This window comes from Streptomyces sp. NPDC046335, assembly GCF_055587985.1.
In genome coordinates, this window is record NZ_JBVJFF010000003.1 from 394,716 (window position 1) to 418,167 (window position 23,452).

At 69.8% G+C, this 23,452-nt stretch carries 1 protein-coding gene; it reads right to left on the reverse strand.

Going from position 1 to position 23,452, the window contains the following annotated elements:
- Positions 1-23,451, reverse strand: a complete 23,451-nt coding sequence (locus tag ACZ6JY_RS08570) for a non-ribosomal peptide synthase/polyketide synthase (RefSeq protein WP_469193598.1) — start codon at positions 23,449-23,451, stop codon at positions 1-3.
- Position 23,452: the final 1 nt, after the last annotated feature.

A 23,452-nucleotide genomic window follows, 5' to 3' on the forward strand; every position in this document is an offset into this window, starting at 1 on the left:
TCACTTCCTCCGGTCGGTCGTGTCCAGGGCCCTGATCAGGTGGTGGCCGCCCGGGCCGTTCGTCAGGACGACCCAGCCGGTTCCGGCGTGCAGGCCGCACAGTGTCAGGCCGCGGTATCCGACGGCTTCGCCGCCGTGGCCGAAGTGCACCTCGCTGCCCGTGCTGTCGATCACCGTGCCGAGCCCGTAGGAACTGGCCCGATGGGGTGTCAGCATCTCCTCGGCGCGCCGGACGGAGAGCGGTGCGAGCGGCCTGCCCAGCCGAGAGCCACGCACGGCGAGGGCCAGTCGTGCCATGTCGACGGCGGTGCTCCACAGGCCGGCGGCCGCCATGTCGGGACGCACGAGCCAGCCGTCCGCGAGCGGTGCCCCGTCCGCGGTGTGCCCGAGGGCCACGGGCCGCCCGGAGGTCTCCGGGTAGTACTGGTCGAAGCTGCTGTCGCGCATGCCGAGCGGGTCGAAGACGAGCGTCCGCATGAGGTCGGGGAACGGTTCCCCGGTGAGGTCGGTGAGCACCTGCTGTACGACGGAGAAGTTGGCGTTGGCCTTGCGGAACATACTGCCCGGCGGCAGTTCCCGCGTGACCGGCGGGTTGGTCGCCGGCGGCCGCCCCTGCAACAGGTCGAGCAGGGTGGCGGGCTCCTGACCGCGCGGGAAGCCCTTGCTCTGGAGCAAGGACAGCCCGGACATGTGACCCAGCAAGTGCCGCAGGGTGACGGGGGGCTCGTCGGAGCCGCCGGGTATCCGCCAGCCGGACAGGTACTCATTGACGTCCGCGTCGAGATCCAGAGCGCCTTCGTCTGCCATGCGCAGCACGGCGAACGAGGTGACGTGCTTGCTCATGGAACCGACCGGGAAGAGCGTGTCGGGCCTGACGGCGTCCGAGCCCCCCGCGGTCGCCGTACCGAAGGTCTCCACGGCCACCAGTTCCCCGCCGCGCAGCACGGCGACCGCGGCACCGGGCACATTGCCGCGGGCCAGCGCCTCTGCCGCCCCGGGCACCAGCTCGGTCGCCGGCTCCACGACGGGCGGGTGCGCCGGCTGCGGGGCCGAGGCGTCCAACGCCGCCGCCAGTTCGCCCAGCGTCGGGTGCTGGTAGAGGAGGAACAGCGAGAGCGGCAGCCCGGCCTGGTGGGCCATGGCGACGGCGTGGATGACCAGGATCGAGTGGCCGCCCAGGTCGAAGAAGTTGTCGTCGAGGGAGATGCGGTCCCGGCCGAGCACCGTGGACCAGATGTCGGCCAGGGCCCGTTCGGTGGAGCCCACGGGGGCCAGGTACTCACGCCCCGTGTCCGGTAGCTGCCGGTCCGGGTCCGGCAGGGCGGTCCGGTCGATCTTGCCGTTGGGGTTCAGCGGCAGCCGCTCCAGCAGGACGAATGCCGAGGGCACCATGTACTCCGGCAGGTGCGCCGTGCAGTGCGCGCGCAGCTCGGTCTCGGTCGGCGCCGCGGCCTCGTCCGACTGCTCCGGTACGACGTAGGCCACCAGCCGGCGTTCGCCGAGGGCGGGTTCGTCGACGAGGACGAACGCCTCACGGACCGCCTCGTGCGCGGCGAGCGCGGCACGGACCTCCGCCGGTTCGACGCGGTAGCCGCGGATCTTGACCTGGTCGTCCATCCGCCCGAGGAAGTCGATGGCGCCGTCGGCCAGCATGCGCACCCGGTCGCCTGTGCGGTACATGCGGCTTCCGGGCACGCCGTACGGGTCGGGCAGGAATCGCTCAGCCGTCAGCCCGGGGCGCTCGACGTAGCCACGGGCGACGCCCGCACCGCCGACGCAGAGCTCTCCCGGCACACCGACCGGGACGCGCTCGCCCCATGCGTCCAGGACGTACATGCGTACGTCCGGGAGGGCGTGGCCGATGGGCACCACGTCCGCCGGTGAGGAGTCGCCCAGGGTGAAGGTGCAGGCCCCCACGGTCGTCTCCGTCGGCCCGTACTCGTTGACCAGCTCGACCTGGGGCGCGAGCTTGCGCCAGGAGTCGACCACCCGGCGGGTCAGGGCCTCACCTGCCACGACCACGACCGATGCGAGCGCGTTCGCCTGTTCCGCCGTCAACTGGGCACTGAGGAGCTCCAGGTGGGCGGGGGTGAGCTTGACGAAGCTGAAAGGCGCCGCGTCGGCGAGGTGGCTCCCCAGCTCGTCCAGGGGCAGCGTGCCGGGGAACACCGTCACCGGCTGCCCGGCCACCAGCGGGGCCCACAGGTTGGGGACGACCAGGTCGAAGGCGACCGACGAGAACAGCGGCGCGCCTCCGGTGCCCCGGGCCGCCAGCTCGTCCACGGCCCAGCGGACGTGGTTGAGCAGGCCGCGATGGGTGACCTGCACGCCCTTGGGCCGGCCCGTGGAACCTGATGTGTAGATCACGTACGCCGTGCGGTCCAGGTCTCTGACCCGGTCCGTGACGACGGCCGGCGCGGGGGCCGGATCCCGGACGTCGGCGCCGGCGATGACGACTCCGTCACCGAGGTCGTCGGGCAGCCGCTCGCGCAGGGCGTCATCCGTGACCACGACCGAGACGCCCGCATCGCGCAGTGTGCCGATGACACGCGGCCGGGGAGACGAGGGGTCGATGGGCAGATACGCGGCGCCGGCTTTCCAGACCGCGAGCAGGGAGACCACGAGTTCCGTGCTTCGCTCGAGGAGGACGCCGACGACCGCTTCCTCGGCGGGACGCTCCGCGATGCCGACGGAACGCAGCCGGCCGGCCAGCCGCTCAGCACGGGCGTCGAGTTCGGCGTACGACAGAACGCGGGCACCGTCGATCACCGCGGTCGCGTGCGGCGTGCGCGCGGCCTGCTCCTCGATCAGGGAGCACAGGTCTCTCGGCGGCAGCGGTTCGTCCCTCAGCCGGTGAGCGCTGTCGGCCAGGACGCGGTCCGCGGCCGGCAGCGCGGTCGCGAGGGCGTCCCCGTCCGGGTCGTCGGCCATCGAGACGAGGACGGCCCGGAAGACCTCGGCCATCCGTTCCATGTTCTCGCGACTGACCGCCCGGGTGTTGGACCGCAGGCTGAGGAAGCCGTCGCCGGTGGCGACCGAGAACGGGAACTCGTTCGTACTGAATCCGTAGCTCGCGGATTGATCGGCCAGACCGCCGTCGAACCGCTCAAAGTCCTGATAGCTGAAGTAGACGTCGATGAGCCGTCGCCCGTCCCCCAGCTCACGTTGGATGGCCGGCATCGGATAGTGCCGGTGCGGCCAGGCCGTCGTCTCACGGGTGAAGACCTGCTGGACCAGAGCACGCCAGGTCGGCGAGTTCAGGTCAACGGGGAACGGCAGCGTGTTGAGGTGCATGCCGTGCACCCGTTCCGCCCCGGCCGCCTCCGGGCGGACGTGGGTGGTGAGGCCGACGAAGAACGACGAATCGCTGGTGAAGGCGCCCATGGCCTTGAGGAACGCGGCAAGCATCACGCTCTTCAGGGGCACTTCGGCGCCGGAGGCGAACGCGCGCAGCCGGGCGTCGAGGTCGCGGAGGGGAACGCGAACGCTGTACGACTCGTGCGGCACGTCGCTCGCGCTGCCCCAGCCGGGCGGGAGCTCGTACTTCGCGCGGCCGGTGACCACCTCGCGCCAGAACGCACGGTCGTCCTCGGATTCCAGAGCTCGCAGCTCGGCGGCCACGGCGTCCGCGAACCGTATGGGCGCCTGCTCGTACGGCTCTGGTGTCGTGCCGTCCCGGTGCGCCCGGTAGAGCGTCATCAGTTCGGCCATCAGCACGTGGGAGCTCCAGCCCTCCAGAATGACGTGCGACTGGCTGATCGTGAACTGCCAGCTGCCGTCGCCGCAGAGGTGTACCGCGATCCGCATCATCGGCGCGCTGTCGTGCGAGCACGGCGTGGCGCTCTCCGCCCGCATGAACTGCCGCAGGGCCAGCTCCTGCTCCCGGGCGTCCAGCGGTCGCAGGTCCACCACGCCGATGGGCAGATCGGCTGTCGCGTGCACCCGCTGGATCGGGACGGGGTGGCCTTCCAGGTCGACGGAGGTGCGCAGAGCCTCGTGCCGCGCGACCAGGGCGCCGACTGCCTGTACCAGGGCGTCGGCCGAGAAGGGGCGGTCATCCCGGATGCGCGCGGAGTTGACCAGGTGGTAGTTCCGGCCGCCGCTGGCGAGCGACTCGACCAGCATGCCGGTCTGGTTCTGGGTGAGGGGGTAGGCGTCGACGACATCGTCGGGCAGCTGGGCCCGGATCTCGTCGTCCAACAGCTCGAACGGCTGGACGGGACGGTAGGCCTGGTCGCCCAGGGCGGCACGGCCGTCGACCAGTTCGGTCAGTGCGGCCACGGTGCGATGCCGGAAGATTTCCTGGACACCTACGTCGATGCCCTGGGCGCGGAGGGCGCCGACCAGGGTGACCACGCGGATGGAGTCGCCGCCCAGGTCGAAGAACGAGTCCAGCACGCCGATCCGCTCCAGGCCGAGCACCTCGCGCCACGCCCCGGCGATGTGCTCCTCCGCCGCCGTGCGCGGCGCCACGAACACCGCCCGCGCATAGGCCTCCTCGTCCGGCGCGGGAAGCGCCCGCCTGTCCGGCTTCCCGTTCGCCGTCAACGGCATTGCCTCCAGCGCCACCACTGCCGAGGGAACCATGTACTCCGGCAGTTCTCGGCCCAACGCGGTCCGGATCGCCGCCACGTCCACGGTGGCCCCGGCCAGGGGCACCACGTACCCCACCAGAATCGGGTCCCCGGACGCGGCCTCGCGCGTGACCACGACCGCCTCGCCTACCCCGTCCTGACCGGCCAGCGCGACCTCGACCTCCCCCGGTTCGACCCGGAACGACCGGATCTTCACCTGGTCATCGATCCGGCCGCGGAATTCGAGGTTGCCGTCCGGGAGAACCCGAGCCAGGTCACCGGTCCGGTACAACCGCGCGCCCGGCGTTCCGTACGGATCCGGCAAGAAGCGCTCCGCGGTCAGTTCGGGACGGCCGGCATAGCCGCGCGCCAGGCACTCGCCGCCGACACAGACCTCGCCGGTGACACCGACCGGAACCAGCCGCATCTTCGCGTCGAGCACATACATGCTGGTTCCCGGGATCGGCCGGCCGATGGGCAGGATCTCACCCTCGAACGACTCGGACGCAGGGAAGACGCTGTTGCCGACCGTGATCTCGGTGGGCCCGTACTCATTGATGACCCGTGCTCCGCCGAGGAGCGTGCGCCCCCGCTCGGCGTTGGTCCGGGACAGTGCGTCGCCCCCGACTATCAGCGTCGACGCCAGGGGGCCTGTGTCCTGTGCCGCGTCCTCCAGTTGGGGCCGCAGCAGATCCAGGTGGGCGGGCGTGAGCTTGATGAAGTCGTACGGGCCCTGAGCCCTCAGGAGATCTCCCAGCTGCGCCAGATCGGCGTCAGCAGGCAACACGTGCACAGGCTGGCCGGAGACCAAGGGGGCGAACAGTGTCGTGACGACCACGTCGAAGGCGACGGAGGAGAACAGCGGCGCCCCGCCACTGCCCTCACCCACGTATCCGGCCACAGCCCAGCGAAGGTAGTTGGCGAGGCCCCGGTGCGTGGTCTGCACCCCCTTGGGGCGACCGGTGGAACCCGAGGTGTAGATCACGTAGGCAAGCAGATCGGGATCCGTGACGCGGGGCGGCGCGGAATCCGGGAGCGCGTCGACGCTCTCCGGCTCCCGGTCCAGAAGCAGACACGGCCCCTCCACGGCACCGGAAACCGGCCCCGCGTGCGCACTGTCGGTGACCAGGGCATTCACTCGGGCATCGGCCAGCGCATACCGGATGCGCTCCTCCGGAGCCTGCGGATCCACCGGAACGTAGGCACCACCGGCCTTCCAGACACCCAGCAGCGCAACCGGCAGATCGACACACCGTTCGAGCAGAACACCGACGACCGACTCACAGCCCACACCCAGCCCGCGCAGCCGATGCGCGATCCGGTTCGCTCGCGCATCGAGCTCGGCATAAGAAATGGACTCCGGACCGTGGACCACAGCCGTGGCCTCTGGAGTGAGGCGAACCTGCTCCTCGAAGCGGTCGAGCACCGGGTGAGGCGGGGCCTCAACGGGCTCTCCCCGGCCGGTGTCCACCAGCCACGACCGCTCCCCCGGCGGCAAGAAGACCGTCCCCGTGTCCCCATCGGGGTCAGCGGCCATGGCCTCAAGCACCCCGCGGTACATCGCGGCCAGCCGCTCAGCATTGGCTCGGGTCATCACCCGGGTGTTCGTGGTGAGCGCCATCTGCCGCGAGCCCAGGGCGTGTACGGACAGAGCGAACTCCGTCGGGTCGCTGGTCGCCGCCTGGGTGAGGACTCCGGAGTCGACCTGGTGGAAGTCGGTGTAGCTGAACAGGATGTCGATCAGCCGCTCGCCGTCACCGCCGGCGTCTCGCTGGACCTGCGGCATCGGATAGTGCCGGTGCTCCCACGCCTCGACTTCCCGCGCGAACACCTGACGCACCAGCTCACGCCACGTACGCGCCGTACGGTCGACCGGGAACGGCATGGTGTTCAGGAACATCCCGTACACCCGCTCCGCACCCACCACCTCCGGCCGGCAGTGCCCCACCAGCCCGGTGAAGAACTCCTCCTCCTGCGACAACTGCGCGAGCACCTTCACGTGCGCGGCCAACAACACGCTCTTGACCGGCACGTCCTCAGCCGCCGCCAACGCCAGCAGTCTCTCCCGGACGCCTGCCAGCTCCACTCCCACACGCATCGACTCCACGGGCCCTGACCCACCGAAACCGGTCGGCAGCACGAACCGCCCGCGCCCGGCCACCACACCCGACCAGAACTCCCGGTCCTCCACCGACTCAAGAGCCCGCAACTCCGCCGCCACCGCGTCCGCGAAACGCACCGGCGGAGCCTCGTACTCCTCCAGCCCCCCGGCGTCACGCAAACGCCGATAGCAACCCACGACCTCCATCAAGAGTGCGTGGTAACTCCAGCCTTCGAGGATCGCGTGATGCTGCGTCAACGTGCAGATCCAGCCGTCCGCGGCCCCCGCATGGGCGAACACACGCAACAACGATCCGCAGCCCGCCAGATCGAAGACATCCGCCCGCTCGGCGTCGACGAACGACAGCACTTCCGCCCGCACCGCCTCCTCGCTCAGGCCACTGACATCGCGCCACCCGCACGGAACCTCGACGCCCTCACGCACCAACTGCAGCGGCACCGCGTAGTCCGTCAGACTCACCGACGAACGCAACACCTCGTGCCGCGCCACGACCACACGGACGGCCTCTTCGAAAACACCGAAGTCGAAAGGCCGCTCGTCCCGTACGTGGAAAGCCATCACATTGTGGTAGCTCCCGCGCCCGTCACCGGCCAGCGACTCAACCAGCATCCCCACCTGCGTCTGAGTGAGGGGATAGGCGTCCACCACATCGTCCGGCAACTGGGCGCGCGTCTCGGCGTCGATCAGCTCGAACGGGGCGACGGAACGGTAGGTGCGGTCGACGAGCGGGGCTCGGTCGTCGGCGATTTCGGCAAGGCCCGCCACTGTGCGTCGAGCCAGGACATCGCGTACGGCAATATCGACGCCGTGCGCCCTCAGGGCACCGACCAGCGTGACCGCCCGGATCGAGTCGCCGCCGAGGTCGAAGAACGAGTCCTGTACGCCGACCCTCTCCACGCCGAGGACATCGCGCCACACCCCGGCGATCCGGTCTTCCAGGGGGGAGCGCGGGGCGATGAACGCGGCCCGCGCGAACGCGTCCTCATCCGGCGCCGGCAGCGCTCTCTTGTCGAGCTTGCCGTTCGGGGTCAACGGCAGAGCATCCAGCACCACCAGCGCTGACGGGACCATGTAGTCCGGCAGTACACGCCCCACCCCGGCCCGTACCGCCGCCACCTCCACGGTGGCACCGGCCCGCGGCACGACGTACCCCACCAGTCTCTGGTTCTCCCGGGCGACCACTACGGCCTCACGCACGCTTTCCTGCGCGGCCAGCGCGACCTCGATCTCGCCCAGCTCGACCCTGAATCCCCGGATCTTCACCTGGTCGTCGATCCGGCCCAGGAACTCCAGCCTCCCGTCCGGACGTCGTACCGCCAGGTCCCCGGTGCGGTACAACCGTCCCCCCGGACCGCCGAACGGGTCCGGCACGAACCGTTCCGCCGTCAGCCCCGGCCGGTTCAGATAGCCCCGGGCCACACCCGGGCCCGCGACATGCATCTCGCCCGGAACACCCATCGGAACGAGACTTCCGGACGGGTCAAGGAGGTGGATGCGGAGGTCGTTGAGCGGGCGTCCGATCGGATTGCCCGAACCGGGCTCCAGGTCGCGCCTGACGATGCGGTGGTAGGTGACATAGACCGTGGTCTCCGTCGGCCCGAACATGTTCACCAGAGCCGTGCGACCGAGACCCAGTCGCTCGACCCACGGAGCCAGTTCGGGAACTTCGAGCTTCTCACCGGCGAACACCACGGACCGCAACGACAGTTGCCGAATCCGTTTGTCCCCCGCGGCCGCTGCGGCTGTCAGGGACCGGAACGCGGACGGCGTCTGGCACAGCACCGTCACCTCACGCTCCACCAGCAGGTCGAGGAAGTCCTCCGGTGAACGCGCCACCTCGCGCTCGATCACGACCACGCTGCCGCCGAAGAGCAGGGCTCCCCACATCTCGAAGACCGAGACGTCGAACGCGAAGGAGTGGAACAGCGAGAAGACGTCCGACTCGTCGAACGCGAAGTGCTCGTACGTCGTCTCAAGCAGCCGCATCACATTCGAGTGCGGGACGACGACGCCCTTGGGGCGCCCGGTCGATCCCGACGTGTAGATCACGTACGCCGTGTTCGATGCCTCCGACACCGGGACCAGGTCCCCGGCCGGCGCCTGCGCGATCACGTCCGCGTCCGCGCCGTCCAGCACGACGACCCGCCCCGCGAAGCCCACCGTCCCGGCGAGCTCGGCGGTGGTCACCAGGACCGACGCGCCGGAGTCCGCCAGCATGAACCGCAACCGCTCCACCGGGTTGGCCGGGTCCAGCGGCACATAGCCACCGCCCGCCTTCATCACGCCCAGCAGGGACGGCAGCAAATCCGCCCCGCGTTCCAGGCAGACCCCCACCAGCGACTCCGCGCCCACCCCCGCGTCCCGCAACACATGCGCCAACCGGTTCGCCCGCTCATTCACCTCCCCGTACGACAGCTCCACCCCACCGGCGATCACCGCCACCGCCTCCGGCGACAGGCGCACCCGCTCCTCGAACAACTCGTGCACACTGCCCGAAGACGACACACCGGAACCCACGACGCTTCCTCCCATGATGGTTTCGCGCTCCTCAGCAGGTAGACGGATGGTGCGTGCGTCTCCGTCGGGGTCGGTCGCCATGGCCTCCAGCACCGTGCGATACATCGCTGCCAGGCGTTCCGCATTGCTCCGGGTCATGACGCGGGATGTCGTGCTGAGTGCCAAGTGGTCGCAACCGCGGGCGTGCACGCCCAGGCCGAACTCGTTGGGCCCCTCGCTGACGACGGTGCTCACGGGCCCGGGCTCGGCGCCCTGCTGAAAGTCGATGTAATTGAAGAGGACATCGATCAGCCGCTCGCCGCCACGACCGGCATCACGCTGGACCTGCGGCATCGGGTAATGCCGGTGCGGCCACGCCTCGACTTCCCGCGCGAACACCTGACGCACCAGCTCACGCCACGTACGCGCCGTACGGTCGACCGGGAACGGCATGGTGTTCAGGAACATCCCGTACACCCGCTCCGCACCCACCACCTCCGGTCGGCAGTGCCCCACGAGCCCGGTGAAGAACTCCTCCTCCTGCGACAACTGCGCGAGCACCTTCACATGTGCGGCCAACAACACGCTCTTGACCTGCACATCCTCAGCCGCCGCCAACGTCAGCAGTCTCTCCCGGACGCCTGCCAGCTCCACCCGCACACGCACCGGCTCCACCGGCCCCGCCGGTTCGGCCATGCCCGGATCGCCAAAGCCGGCCGGCACCACGAACCGCTCGCGCCCGGCCACCACACCCGACCAGAACTCCCGGTCCTCCACCGACTCAAGAGCCCGCGACTCCGCCGCCACCGCGTCCGCAAAACGCACCCGCGGAGCCTCATACGCATCGGAACCCGCGTCATCGCGCAATCGCCGGTAGCACTCCACGATCTCCATCGACAGGGCGTAGAAGCTCCAGCCCTCCAAAATCGCGTGGTGCTGCGTCAACGTGCAGATCCAGCCGTCCGCGGCCCCCGCATGGGCGAACACCCGCAACAACGAACCGGAGGCCGCCAGATCGAAGGCATCCGCCCGCTCGGCGTCGACGAACGACAGCACTTCCGCCCGCACCGCCTCCTCGCTCAGGCCACTGACATCGCGCCACCCGCACGGAACCTCGACGCCCTCACGCACCAACTGCAGCGGCACCGCGTAATCCGTCAGACTCACCGACGACCGCAACACCTCGTGCCGCGCCACGACCACACGGACAGCCTCTTCGAAAACACCGAAGTCGAAAGGCCGCTCGTCCCGTACGTGGAAAGCCTCGACGTTGTGGTAGCTCCCGCGCCCGTCACCGGCCAGCGACTCAACCAGCATCCCCACCTGGTTCTGAGTGAGGGGGTAGGCGTCCACGACATCGTCCGGCAACTGCGCGCGCGTCTCGGCGTCGACCAGCTCGAACGGCGCGGTGAAGCGCTGCTCGGGGGCGGCGACCTCGCCGCGCTCACCGACCAGTTCACCCAGAGCCGCCACGGTGCGGCTCAGGAAGACCTCCTGGACACCTATGTCGATGCCTTGGGCGCGCAGGGCGCCGACGAGGGTGACCGCGCGGATCGAGTCGCCGCCGAGGTCGAAGAACGAGTCATGCACTCCGACCCGCTCCACGCCAAGGACCTCACGCCAGACCTCCGCGATCCGCTCCTCCGCAGGTGTCCGCGGTGCCATGAACTCCGCGTGGGCGAACGCGTCGTCGTCCGGCGCGGGCAGCGCCCGCTTGTCCGGCTTCCCGTTCACGGTCAGCGGCATCGCGTCCAGGACCACGATGGCCGACGGCACCATGTACTCCGGCAGCAGCCGGCCGAGGCCGGCCCGTACCTCCGCCACATCCACGATGCCTTCCGGCTCCGGCACCACGTACCCCACCAGCGACCGGTCCCCCGAAGCGGCCTCGCGCGTGACGACGACGGCTTCGCGTACGCCGTCCTGTCCGGCCAGGGCGACCTCGATGTCGCCGAGTTCGACCCGGAACCCACGGATCTTCACCTGGTCGTCGACCCGGCCCCGGAACTCGAGATTGCCGTCCGGCAACACACGCGCCAGGTCGCCGGTCCGGTACAGCCGCGCACCCGGAGCCCCGTACGGATCCGGCACGAACCGATCCGCCGTCACATCCGGCCGGCCCGCATACCCCCGCGCCAGACACTCACCACCTACACACACCTCACCGGTCACACCCAGCGGCACCAGCCGCATCTCCGCATCGAGCACATACATGCTCGTCCCGGGAATCGGACGCCCGATCGGCAGAATCTCCCCCTCGAACGGCTCCGACGCAGGGAAGAAACTGTTGCCGACCGTAATCTCCGTCGGCCCGTACTCATTGATCACCCGCGCCCCACCGAACAGCGTGCTCCACCGCGACGCACTCTCCCGCGAAAGCGCATCACCACCGGGAATCAACGTCCTGGCCAGCGGAACCGACCCCTCCCCCACATCCGCGAGCTGCGGCAACAACACATCCAAATGACTGGGCGTCAACTTGATGAAATCGAAGGGGCCCTGCGCCCTGAGAAGACCGCCCAACTCCCCCAGGTCCGCACCCGCGGGCAGAATATGCAACGGCCGACCCGTGACCAACGGCGCATACAACGTCGTGACAACGACATCAAAAGCAACCGACGAAAAGAGCGGCGCCCCGCCACCGCCCTCCGACAAATACCCGGCCACAGACCAGTCCACATAATTGGCCAGACCCCGCTGCGTGGTCAGCACACCCTTGGGCCGCCCAGTGGAACCCGACGTATAAATCACATACGCCAGCCCATCCAGATCAGTGACACGCTCCGGAGCCGTCCCCGGAAACGCATCGAGCCCGCCCGCCTCACGGTCCAGCAGCAGACACGGCGCATCGACCGCACCGGCAACCGACTCCACGAGCGAGCTGTCAGTGACCAGAACACTCACCGCGGCATCACTCAACGCATACCGGGTCCGCTCATCGGGCGCCTTCGGATCCACCGGCACATAAGCCCCACCCGCCTTCCACACACCCAGCAACACGGCCGGCAAATCAGTGCAACGGTCCAACAGCACACCCACAGCCGACTCGGCACCCACACCCAGCTCCCGCAGCCGATGCGCGATGCGATTCGCCCGGACATCCAAAGCGGCGTACGAAACAACATCGCCACCATGCACGACAGCCACAGCATCAGGCGTACGACGAACCTGCTCCTCAAAACGGTCGAGAACCGAACGCAGCGGCCTCGCCACCCCATCACCCCGGCCCACACCCAAAAGCCAGTCCCGCTCCCCCGCGGGCAGGAAAGCCGCTCCCGCATCCCCGTCAAAATCAGCAGCCATCGCCTCAAGCACACCCCGATACATCCCGACCAGACGCTCACCATTCGCGCGACTGAGGACGCGGGTAGTGGTCTTCAGGCTGATGCCGTGGGCCATGGCGATGACGTTCAGGTCGAACTCGGTGGCTCCGCCGCCGGCGCTCATGCCGACGTCGATCAACGACCGGTCGACGACGTGGTAGTTCTGGTAGTTGAACACCACGTTGACCAGCCGTTGCCCCGCATCCACCGCGCGAGTGATCTCCGGCAGCGGGAACCGACGGTGCGCCCACAGGTCGACTTCCTGCTCGTGGACGCGTTCGACCAGCTCACGCCACGTACGGCCGATGGGCCGCTCGGCGGGGAAGGGCACGGTGTTGAGGAACATGCCGTAGACGCGGTCCGCGCCCAGGGCCTCCGGCCGCACGTCGCACACCAGGCCCGCGTGGAAGTGCCGTGCCTCGGTGAGCCCGCTCATCACCTTGAGATGGGCGGCGAGAAGCACGGCCTTGACGGAGGCCTTCGCCTGCGAGGCCAGTGCGCGCAGTGGTTTTTCCAGGTCGTCGAGCTGGACGCGGAGAGTGAGGTTTTGCTCGGGTACGTCGTCCGCCCCCCAACCGGCGGGCAGAGCGACGGGCGTCCGGTCCTCGACGAGCGCGGTCCAGTAGGCCCGGTCCTCCGGCGAGGTGAGGGAGGCGAGCTCCCCGGCGACGGTGTCGGCGAAGCGCACTGCCGGAGCCTCATGGGCGGCGGGGGACGTACCGTCCGCCAAGAGACCGTAAGTGGTGAGGAGTTCCATCAGGAAGACATGGTGTCCCCAGCCCTCGGTGATGGCGTGGAACTGGGTGAAGGCGAGGCGCCAGCCGTCCTCCTCCAGCAGGACGGTCACCCGCAGGAGCGGGGCGACGGTCAGGTCGAAGACATCGGCGCGTTCGGCCTCGAAGAAGTCGTTCAGGGTTTGGCGGTGCTCCTCGTCACCCAGCCCGCGCAGGTCACGTACCGCGAGCGGAATCCGCACGTCGGCGTGGACCAGTTGCATCGGCACGGAGTACGAGGTCAGGTCGATGGACGTGCGCAGCACGTCTTGGCGGCTCGCGATGGTGCGGAGGGCTTCGCGGAGGGCGGCCTCGTCGAAGGGCCGGTCGTCGGGGACCCGGTGCATGGCGCAACTGTGGTAGCGGTTGAGGCCCTTGTCGGTGAGCATCTCGACGACCATGCCGGTCTGGATCTGGGTGAGGGGGTAGGCGTCCACGACATCGTCCGGCAACTGGGCGCGCGTCTCGGCGTCGACCAGCTCGAACGGCGCGACGGATCGCTGAGCTTCCTCACTCAGCTCTCCGCGCCGGGCGACGAGTTCGCCCAGGGCCTCCACGGTGCGTTGCGCGAACACGTCCCGGACTGCGACGTCGATGCCTTGGGCGCGCAGGGCGCCGACGAGGGTGACTGCGCGGATGGAGTCGCCGCCGAGGTCGAAGAACGAGTCATGCACTCCGACCCGCTCCACGCCAAGGACCTCACGCCAGACCTCCGCGATCCGCTCCTCCGCAGGTGTCCGCGGCGCCACGAACTCCGCGTGGGTGAACGCGTCGTCGTCCGGCGCGGGCAGCGCCCGCTTGTCCGGCTTCCCGTTCGCGGTCAGCGGCATCGCGTCCAGGACCACGATGGCCGACGGCACCATGTACTCCGGCAGGACCCGCCCCAGCCTGGCCCGTACTTCCGCCACATCCACCGTGACACCGGCCTGCGGCACGACGTACCCCACCAGGGTCTGGTTCTCGCGGGCGACCATGACTGCCTCGCGTACGCCGTCCTGTCCGGCCAGGGCGACCTCGATGTCGCCGAGTTCGACCCGGAACCCGCGGATCTTCACCTGGTCGTCGACCCGGCCCCGGAACTCGAGATTGCCGTCCGGCAACACACGCGCCAGGTCGCCGGTCCGGTACAGCCGCGCACCCGGAGCCCCGTACGGATCCGGCACGAACCGATCCGCCGTCAGGTCCGGCCGGCCCGCATACCCCCGCGCCAGACACTCACCACCGACACACACCTCACCGGTGACACCCACCGGCACCAACCGCATCTCCGCATCGAGCACATACATGCTCGTCCCGGGAATCGGCCGGCCGATCGGCAGGATCTCCCCCTCGAACGGCTCCGACGCAGGGAAGAAACTGTTGCCGACCGTGATCTCCGTCGGCCCGTACTCATTGATCACACGTGCCCCACCGAACAGCGTGCTCCACCGCGACGCACTCTCCCGCGAGAGCGCATCACCACCAGGAATCAACGTCCTGGCCAGCGGAACCACGCCCTCCCCCGCGTCCTGCCCCGCGCCCGCCAACTGGGGCAGCAACAGTTCCAGGTGACTTGGCGTGAGCTTGATGAAGTCATAAGGCCCCTGAGCCCTCAGAAGCTCACCCAACTCAGCCAGATCCGCATCCGCAGGCAGAATGTGCAACGGGCGACCCGTGATCAACGGCGCATACAGCGTCGTGACCACCACATCAAAAGCAACCGACGAGAACAGCGGCGCCCCACCACCCCCCTCCGACAGATAACCCGCCACGGACCAGTCCAGATAGTTGGCCAGACCCCGCTGCGTCGTCTGCACGCCCTTGGGACGCCCGGTGGAACCCGACGTATAGATCACATACGCCAGCTGGTCCAGGTCGGTGACCCGCGCCGGAGCCGTCCCCGGCAACGCGTCGACACCCTCCGACTCACGGTCCAGCAGCAGACACGGCGCATCGACCGCATCGGCAACCGACTCCACGAGCGAGCTGTCAGTGACCAGAACACTCACCGCGGCATCACTCAACGCATACCGGGTCCGCTCATCGGGCGCCTTCGGATCCACCGGCACATAAGCCCCACCCGCCTTCCACACACCCAACAACACGGCCGGCAAATCAGTGCAACGGTCCAACAGCACACCCACAGCCGACTCGGCACCCACACCCAGCTCCCGCAACCGATGCGCGATGCGATTCGCCCGGACATCAAGAGCCGCATACGACACGACATCGCCACCATGAACAACCGCCGCGGCATCAGGCGTACGACCAACCTGCTCCTCGAAACGGTCCAGGACCGAACGCAGCGGAACCCGCACCGATTCACCCCGACCCGCATCCAGCAGCCACGCCCCCTCACCCGCAGGCAGGAACACCGCCCCCGCATCCCCATCGAAGTCATCAGCCATCGCCTCAAGCACACCCCGATACATCGCCACCAGACGCTCACCATTCGCGCGACTGAGGACATGGGTGTTGCTGCGCAGGGTGATCAGTCCGCCCAGGGCGCTGACGCTGAGGCCGAACTCGGTGGGGCTGTCGTTGAGGCCCGCGCCCTCCTCGGCGTCGACGCTGTCGAGCCGGTGGAAGTCGAGGTAGCTGAAGAAGATGTCCACCAGCCGCCCGGAGCCCGGCTCCCTGGGGATGGCGGGCATGGGGAAGTGCCGGTGCGGCCAGGTCTCGATCTCCCGGTCGGAGACCTGGCGCACCAGCTCGCGCCAGGTGCCGGTCGGCCGCTCGGCGGGGAACGGCAGCGTGTTGAGGAACGTGCCGAGGATCTGGTCGGCTCCGGCGGCCTCGGGGCGGCTGTGGGTCACCAGGCCGGTGTGGAAGGCCGGTTCGTCGGTGAGCTGGCTCATCACCTTCACGTGCGCGGCGACGAGCACGCTCTTGGGTGAGACCCTCGCCGCGGCTGCGGCCTCGCGCAGTGCCTCGTCCAGGTCCCGGTAGTCGACCACCGCGTGGACGACCTCGGCGGGCGCGGACAGGTCGCCGTGCCACGTGACCGGTACGGCCGTCTTGGCGTAATCCGCGACGATGTCGCGCCAGTACGCGCGATCCTCGTCGGAGGCGAGAGCCGCACGCTCGGCGGCCACGGAGTCGGCGAGCCTGACCAGCGGTGCGGCGTGCGGCGCGGGGTCCGTACCGTCCCGCAGGGCCCGATAGGTCTGCACGATGTCCTTGAGGAGCAGCTGGTTGCTCCAGCCGTCCAGGACCGCGTGGCTCTGGGTGAACGCGCAGTACCAGGTGGCGTCGTCCGCGATGTGTGCGGCGACCCGCAGCAGGGGGAAGGCGACACTGAGGTCGAAGGGGTCCATGCGTTCAGCGGTGACGTACGCCTTCAGGGCCTCGTCCCGCGCCTGCTCGTCCAGGTCTCTGAGGTCCTGGCTGGTGCAGCTGACGTCGGCGTCGGCGTGCACGAGCTGCATCGGCTCGGAGAAGCCGTTCAGGTGGACGGAGGTGCGCAGCACGTCGTGGCGGGCGGTGACCGCCCGGACCGCCTGCCGGAACAGGGAGAAGACGAAGGGCCGGTCGTCGTGCACCCGGTAGACGTTGACGTTGTGGTAGTTGTTCTGGCCGCCGTCGACCAGGGTCTCCACCAGCATGCCGGTCTGGTTCAGGGACAGCGGATAGGCGTCGACGACGCTCTCCGGCAGGCGCGCCCGGTCCTCGTCACAGATCATCGCGAAGGGCGCCACGCCGCCGGTCCGGCCGGCTTCCAGCTCTCCGCGTCCGCTGATGAGTTCGCAGACTCCCGCGATGGTGCGCCGGTCGAAGACGTCCCGTACGGCGATGTCGAAGCCGTCGGCACGGAGCTTGCCGACCAGGGCGACGGCGCGGATCGAGTCGCCGCCGGCCTCGAAGAAGTCGTCCTCCACGCCCGCGGCCGCGGACGGCAGGGCGTCGCGCCACACCGCGGCCACCCGTTCCTCCAAGGGGGTGCGCGGGGCGATGTGGCGCACCTGCGCGAAGGCGTCCGTGCCGGGTGCGGGCAGAGCGGGCGCGTCGAGCTTCCCGTTGGCGTTGAGCGGCATGGTGTCCACGGCCACGAAGGCGTACGGCACCATGTAGTCGGGAAGCGTGCGGGACAGGACCGCACGGAGTGTGCCGGGCTCGGGGATGCCGTCCGCGACGGGCACCAGGTAGGCAACGAGCTGCCGCTCCCCCGGGGTGTCCTCACGCAGCAGGACGCGAGCCTCGTCGACCTCCGGGAGCTGGGTGAGAGCGGCCTCTATCTCGCCGAGTTCGACCCGGTACCCGCGGATCTTCACCTGGCCGTCGGTGCGTCCGATGAAGTCCACGACGCCGCCCGACAGCACCCGTACCAGGTCACCGGTCCGGTAGAGCCTGGCGCCGGGCTCCCCGAAGGGATCGGGCACGAACTTGTCGGCGGTCAGCTCGGGCCGGCCCGCGTAGCCGCGGGCGACGCCGGTGCCTCCGACGTACAGCTCACCCGGGACACCGACCGGGACGGGCTCGCGGTGCGGGTCGAGGACATGCATCCGTACGTTCGGCAAGGGGCTGCCGATCGGTACCACGTCGGCGTGCAGGGGGCCTTCGACCGGGTGGACGCAGGTGCCGACGGAGGCTTCCGTCGGACCGTACTCGTTGATCAGGGGCGTGTCGGGGGCCAGGTCGCGCCACCCCTGGACCACCCGCCGGGTGAGGGCCTCGCCCGCGACGACGAGGACGGACGTGAGGGCTGCGGCCTGCTCGGCGGTGAGCTGCTGGTTCAGGATGTCGAGGTGCGCCGGAGTGAGCTTGATGAAGCTGTAGGGGCCGGCCGCGGCGACGTGCCGGCCGAGCTCGGCCAGGTCCACGTCGTGCGGGAGCAGGTGCACGGTCTGGCCGACGACGAGCGGTACCCAGAGGTTGGGGACGACCAGGTCGAAGGCGATCGACGAGAACAGCGGCGCGCCGCCGTTGCCACGGGCGGCGAGTTCGCCGACGGCCCACTCGACGTGGTTCGCCAGACCGCCGTGGGTCACCAGGACGCCCTTGGACAGACCGGTGGAGCCGGACGTGTAGATCATGTAGGCGAGGGTGTCCAGGGCGCCGGGACCGGCCGGCGCCTCCGGGCGCTCCGCCGGGCTCGCGTCGACGAGGTGCCGGTCGCGGTCCACCAGCACGGTCGGCCGGTCGGACACCTTCGAGACGCGCTCGGCATGCGTCTCCTGGGTGACGGTCACCACGGCCCCCGCGTCGGCGAGCATGTGCCCGATCCGCTCGTCCGGGAACACCGCGTCGAGCGGCAGGTAGGCGCCACCGGCCTTCCAGACACCCAGCAGTACGGCGAGGAGTTCGGGCCCCCGGTCGAGGAGCACGGCGACGACGGACTCGGGGCCGACGCCCAGGGAGCGCAGGTGCTGTGCGTACCGGTTGGCGCGCGCGTCGAGTTCCGCGTAGCTGATGGTGGTGCCGTCGACGGACACGGCCGTGGCGTCGGGGGTCGCGTCGGCCTGCGTCTCGAACGCCTCGCGGACCGTACGCCAGGGCAGCGGGCCGGGGTTGGCCGCCCACGCACCGGTCAGCGCGTGGCGCTCGCCCTCGGGCAGGTAGGTGGCTCGGGCGTCGCCGTCGGCGTCGTGCGCCATTGCCGCGAGGACGGCACGGTACATGTCCGCGACGCGTTCGGCGTTGGCCCGGCTGAGTATCCACGAGTCGGCGGTCAGGTAGACGTGCTGGTTGCGTGAGGAGATGGTCAGCGGGAACTCGGTGGGGCTGTCGTCGAATCCGACGGTGCCGTCGACCAGGTCGGCGTCGACCTGGCGGAAGTCCTGGTAGTTGAAGAAGACGTCGATGAGTCGCTGCGTGCCACCGGAGTCACGCTGGATGGCGGGCAGCGGGTACCGGCGGTGCGACCACGTCTCCACCTCGCGGGCGAACACCTGGCGGACCAGTTCCAACCAGGTGCCTGCCGTGCGGTCGGCCGGGAACGGCAGGGTGTTGAGGTACATGCCGTGGACCCGGTCCGCGCCGAGGACCTCGGGACGGACGTCGTAGACCAGACCGGTGTGGAAGGTCTCCGCGTCGGTCAGCTGGCTCATGACCTTCACGTGGGCCGACATCATGACGCTCTTCAGGGACGCCCCGGCGCGGGTCGCGAGCGCGCGCAGGCCGTCCTCCAGGTCGCCCCAGCCGATGCCCACCTGATGCTTCGTGCGGGGCCCGGTCGGCTCGTCGCCCCAGCCGGCCGGCAGGGACACCTTCTCGCCGCCGCCGACCACGCCCCGCCAGTAGGCACGGTCCTCCTCGGAGGCCAGAGAGGCGAGTTCGGCGGCGACGGTGTCCGCGAAGCGCACGTCGGGGAGGTCGTAGGGGTCGAGTTCCGTGCCGTCGGCGTACTGCCGATAGCAGGTCAGGACCTCCATCAGGAGCGAGTGGTGGCTCCAGCCCTCCAGGATCGGGTGGCACTCGGTGACGGAGAGCCACCATCCGCCGTCACCGGTGAGGTGGACGCCGAAGCGCATCAGTGAGGGGGTGCCGAGGTCGAAGGGCTTCGCCCGTTCCCCGGCGATGTAGGCGCGCAGGGCCGCTTCCCGGCCCTCCGGCGCCAGCTCCGACACGTCGGCCACGGCGACCGGCAGTTCGGCGGACGCGTGGACCATCTGGAGCGGCACGGGGAGGTCGGTGAGGTGGATGGAGGTGCGCAGCACCTCGTGCCGGGCGACGACCCGCTCGACCGCCGCGCGGAAGGCGTCCGGGAGGAAGGTCCCGGTGTCCCGGATCCGGAAGGAACTGACGTTGTGGTAGTTGTTCTGACCTGTGTCGGCCAGCATCTCCACGACCATCCCGGCCTGGATCTGCGTGAGGGGGTAGGCGTCGACGACGCCGTCCGGCAGCAGGGCGCGCGTCTCGTCGTCGATCAGCTCGAACGGCGCGACGTAACGCTGTGCGGAGGCATCCAACGCGTCCCGGCCGCCGACGAGTTCGGCCAGGCCGGCGACGGTCCGCTGTGCGAACACGTCACGCACCGCGACGTCGATGCCCTGGGCGCGCATATCACCGACGAGGGCGACCGCGCGAATGGAGTCGCCGCCCAGGTCGAAGAACGAGTCCTGTACGCCGACCTTCTCCACGCCCAGTACGTCACGCCAGACCCCGGCGATCCGCTCCTCGGCCGGTGTGCGCGGCGCCACGAACTCCGCGTGCGCGAACGCGTCCTCGTCCGGCGCGGGCAGCGCCCGCTTGTCGAGCTTCCCGTTCACCGTCAAGGGCAGGGCGTCCAGCACCACGACCGCCGACGGGACCATGTACTCGGGCAGCAGACGGCCCAACCCGGTCCGCACCGCCGCCACGTCCACCGTGGCACCGGCCTGCGGCACCACGTACCCCACCAGAGACCGGTCCCCCGAAGCGCTGTCACTGGTGACGACGACCGCCTCGCTCACGCCGTCCTGCCCGGCAAGCGCGACCTCGATCTCGCCCAGCTCGATCCGGAAGCCCCGGATCTTCACCTGGTCGTCGATCCGGCCCAGGAAGTCCAGACTCCCGTCCGGACGACGCACCGCGAGGTCCCCGCTGCGATACGACCGGGCACCGGTCCCGCCGAACGGATCGGGCAGGAACCGCTCCGCCGTCAGTTCAGGCCGGTTCAAGTACCCCCGGGCCACACCCGGACCCGCGACGTGGATCTCTCCCGGCACACCCACCGGAACCAACCGGCCCAACCGGTCCAGCAAGTACACCCGCAGATCAGCCAACGGCCGCCCCACCGGGTTGCCGCCGGCAGGCTCCAGATCGGCCTGCGCCACCCGGTGGAACGTCGTATGCACGGTCGTCTCGGTGATCCCGTACATGTTCACCAGGGCCGGCCGGTCAAGACCCAAACGGTCGGCCCAGGGCTTGAGTTCGGGCATCTCCAGCTTTTCACCGGCGAACACCACCGCGCGCAGGGAGAGCCTGTCGACCCGCTCGTCCCCCGCACCGGCGGCCACCACCAGCGACCGGAAGGCGGACGGCGTCTGACTCAGCACCGTCACCCCGCGCTCCACCAGCAGGTCGAGGAAGTCCTCCGGAGAACGGGTCACCTCACGCTCGACCACGACGATGCTGCCGCCGAAGAGCAGCGCTCCCCACATCTCGAAGACCGAGACGTCGAACGCGAAGGAGTGGAACAGCGAGAAGACATCCGACGCATCGAACGCAAAGTGCTCGTGCGCCGTCCCCACCAGCCGCACCACGTTCGAGTGCGGCACCACCACGCCCTTCGGACGTCCCGTAGATCCCGACGTGTAGATCACGTACGCCGTGTTCGATGCCTCCGACACCGGGGCCAGGTCCCCGGCCGGCGCCTGCGCGATCACGTCCGCGTCCGCGCCGTCCAGCACGACGACCCGGCCCGCGAACTCCACCGTCCGGGCGAGCCCGGCCGACGTCACCAGGACCGACACCCCGGCGTCCGCCAGCACAAACCGCAACCGCTCCACCGGATTCACCGGATCCAACGGCACATAGCCACCGCCGGCCTTCAGCACACCCAGCAGCGAAGGCACGAGGTCCGCGCCACGCTCCAGGCACACGCCCACCAGCGACTCCGCGCCGACCCCGGCGTCCCGCAGCACATGCGCGAGACGATTCGCCCGCTCGTTCACTTCGCCGTACGACAGCTCCACGTCGTCCGCGACGACCGCCACGGCCTGCGGCGTCCGCCGCGCCCGCTCCTCGAACACCTCATGCAGGCACCGACCCGGCGAACCGACCACCGGAGCCGGACCCTCGCCCAGCACGACCGCCAGCTCGTCGGTGTCGAGGAGGTCGAATGCGGTGGCGGCGGCGTCGGGGTCGCGGGTCGCCTGGTCGAGGAGGCGTACGAAGTGGGAAGCCATGCGTCGCACGGTGGTCTCGTCGAAGAGTGCGGTGGCGTAGGTGAGCCGGGTCTCGTACGAGCCGTCGGCGTTCTCGCCGACCCGCAGTTCGAGATCGCACTTGGCGACGCTGCCGGACGCCGCGTAGGGCGTGACGTCCACCCCGGGCAGGATGAAGCCCTCGCGGCCGGCCTCGTGGTGGGTGAAGGCGACCTGATAGAGGGGGGTGCGGGACAGGTCGCGCTCCGGCTGCAGTTCGTCCACGAGCTGGGCGAACGGCACCGACTGATGGTCGTAGGCGTCGATGAGTGACTGCCGGCCCTTGTCGACGAGTTCACCGAAGGAGGTGGTGTCGTCCCAGGTGGCGCGCATGGCGAGGGTGTTGATGCAGTAACCGAAGACGTTCTGGAGCTCGGGGCGGGTGCGACCGCTGGCGACGGTGCCCACGACGACGTCGTTGTCGCCGGTGTAGTACGAGACGAGCGTCTGAAGTGCCGTCAGGAAGACCACGAAGGGCGTGGTGTCATGCCGGGCCGCCAGGTCCCGGACGCGCGCCGCGACCCCGTCAGGCAGCGGGAACGTGACCTCGGAGCCGTCGTGTCCGCGCACTGCGGGCCGCGGCCGGTCGGTCGGCAGGTCGAGGGGGCGGACGCCCGTGAGCTGGTCGCGCCAGTAGCTCAGCTGGCGCTCGAGGGCCGCGCCCGACACCTCCTGGCGCTGCCATTGCGCGTAGTCGGCGTACTGCACCGCGAGCGAGGGCAGCGTGGCGTCGGTGCCGTCGGCGAAGGCCGTGTAGAGGGCGCTCAGTTCGGTGGCGAACATACGGTTGGACCACGCGTCACAGGCGATGTGGTGGAAGACGACGGTGAGCACGTGATCGTCTTGGGCGAGGCGCAGGAGCCGGGCCCGCACCGGCCAGTCGTGCTCCAGCTGGAAGGGCTCGTCCAGGTACCGGGCAACGAGCGCGGCGGTGTGCGCCTCCCGCTCGTCGGCGGGCAGGTCCGTGAGGTCCTGCGGCACCAGCGGGACGTCCACGGGCCCGTCGATGACCTGCACGGGCCGCCCGTCGGCCATGGCATAGCGGGTGCGCAGGATCTCGTGGCGGGCGAGGAGGGCCCACCAGGCCCGCTGGAGAGCCGTGGTGTCCAGTCGGCCGCGCAGCCGGAAGGCGAGGGGGACCAGGTATTCGGTGCTGTCCGGGTCGAGGCGGTTCAGGAACCACATCTGCTGCTGGCCATGGGAAAGCACCAGGGGCCCGGTTCGGTCGGCGCGCCCGATCCCGGAACGCCGGCGGCCGCCGCGGCCGCTGAGTCGCCGGCGGAGAAGCTCGTCACGGACGGCGTCCGAGCTGTGCTGCGTGTAGTCCTCGGTACTCATG

Bases quoted from the DNA above. Each gene is read 5' to 3' on its own strand.
- ACZ6JY_RS08570 (WP_469193598.1), bottom strand. From the start codon at position 23,451: ATGAGTACCGAGGACTACACGCAGCACAGCTCGGACGCCGTCCGTGAC.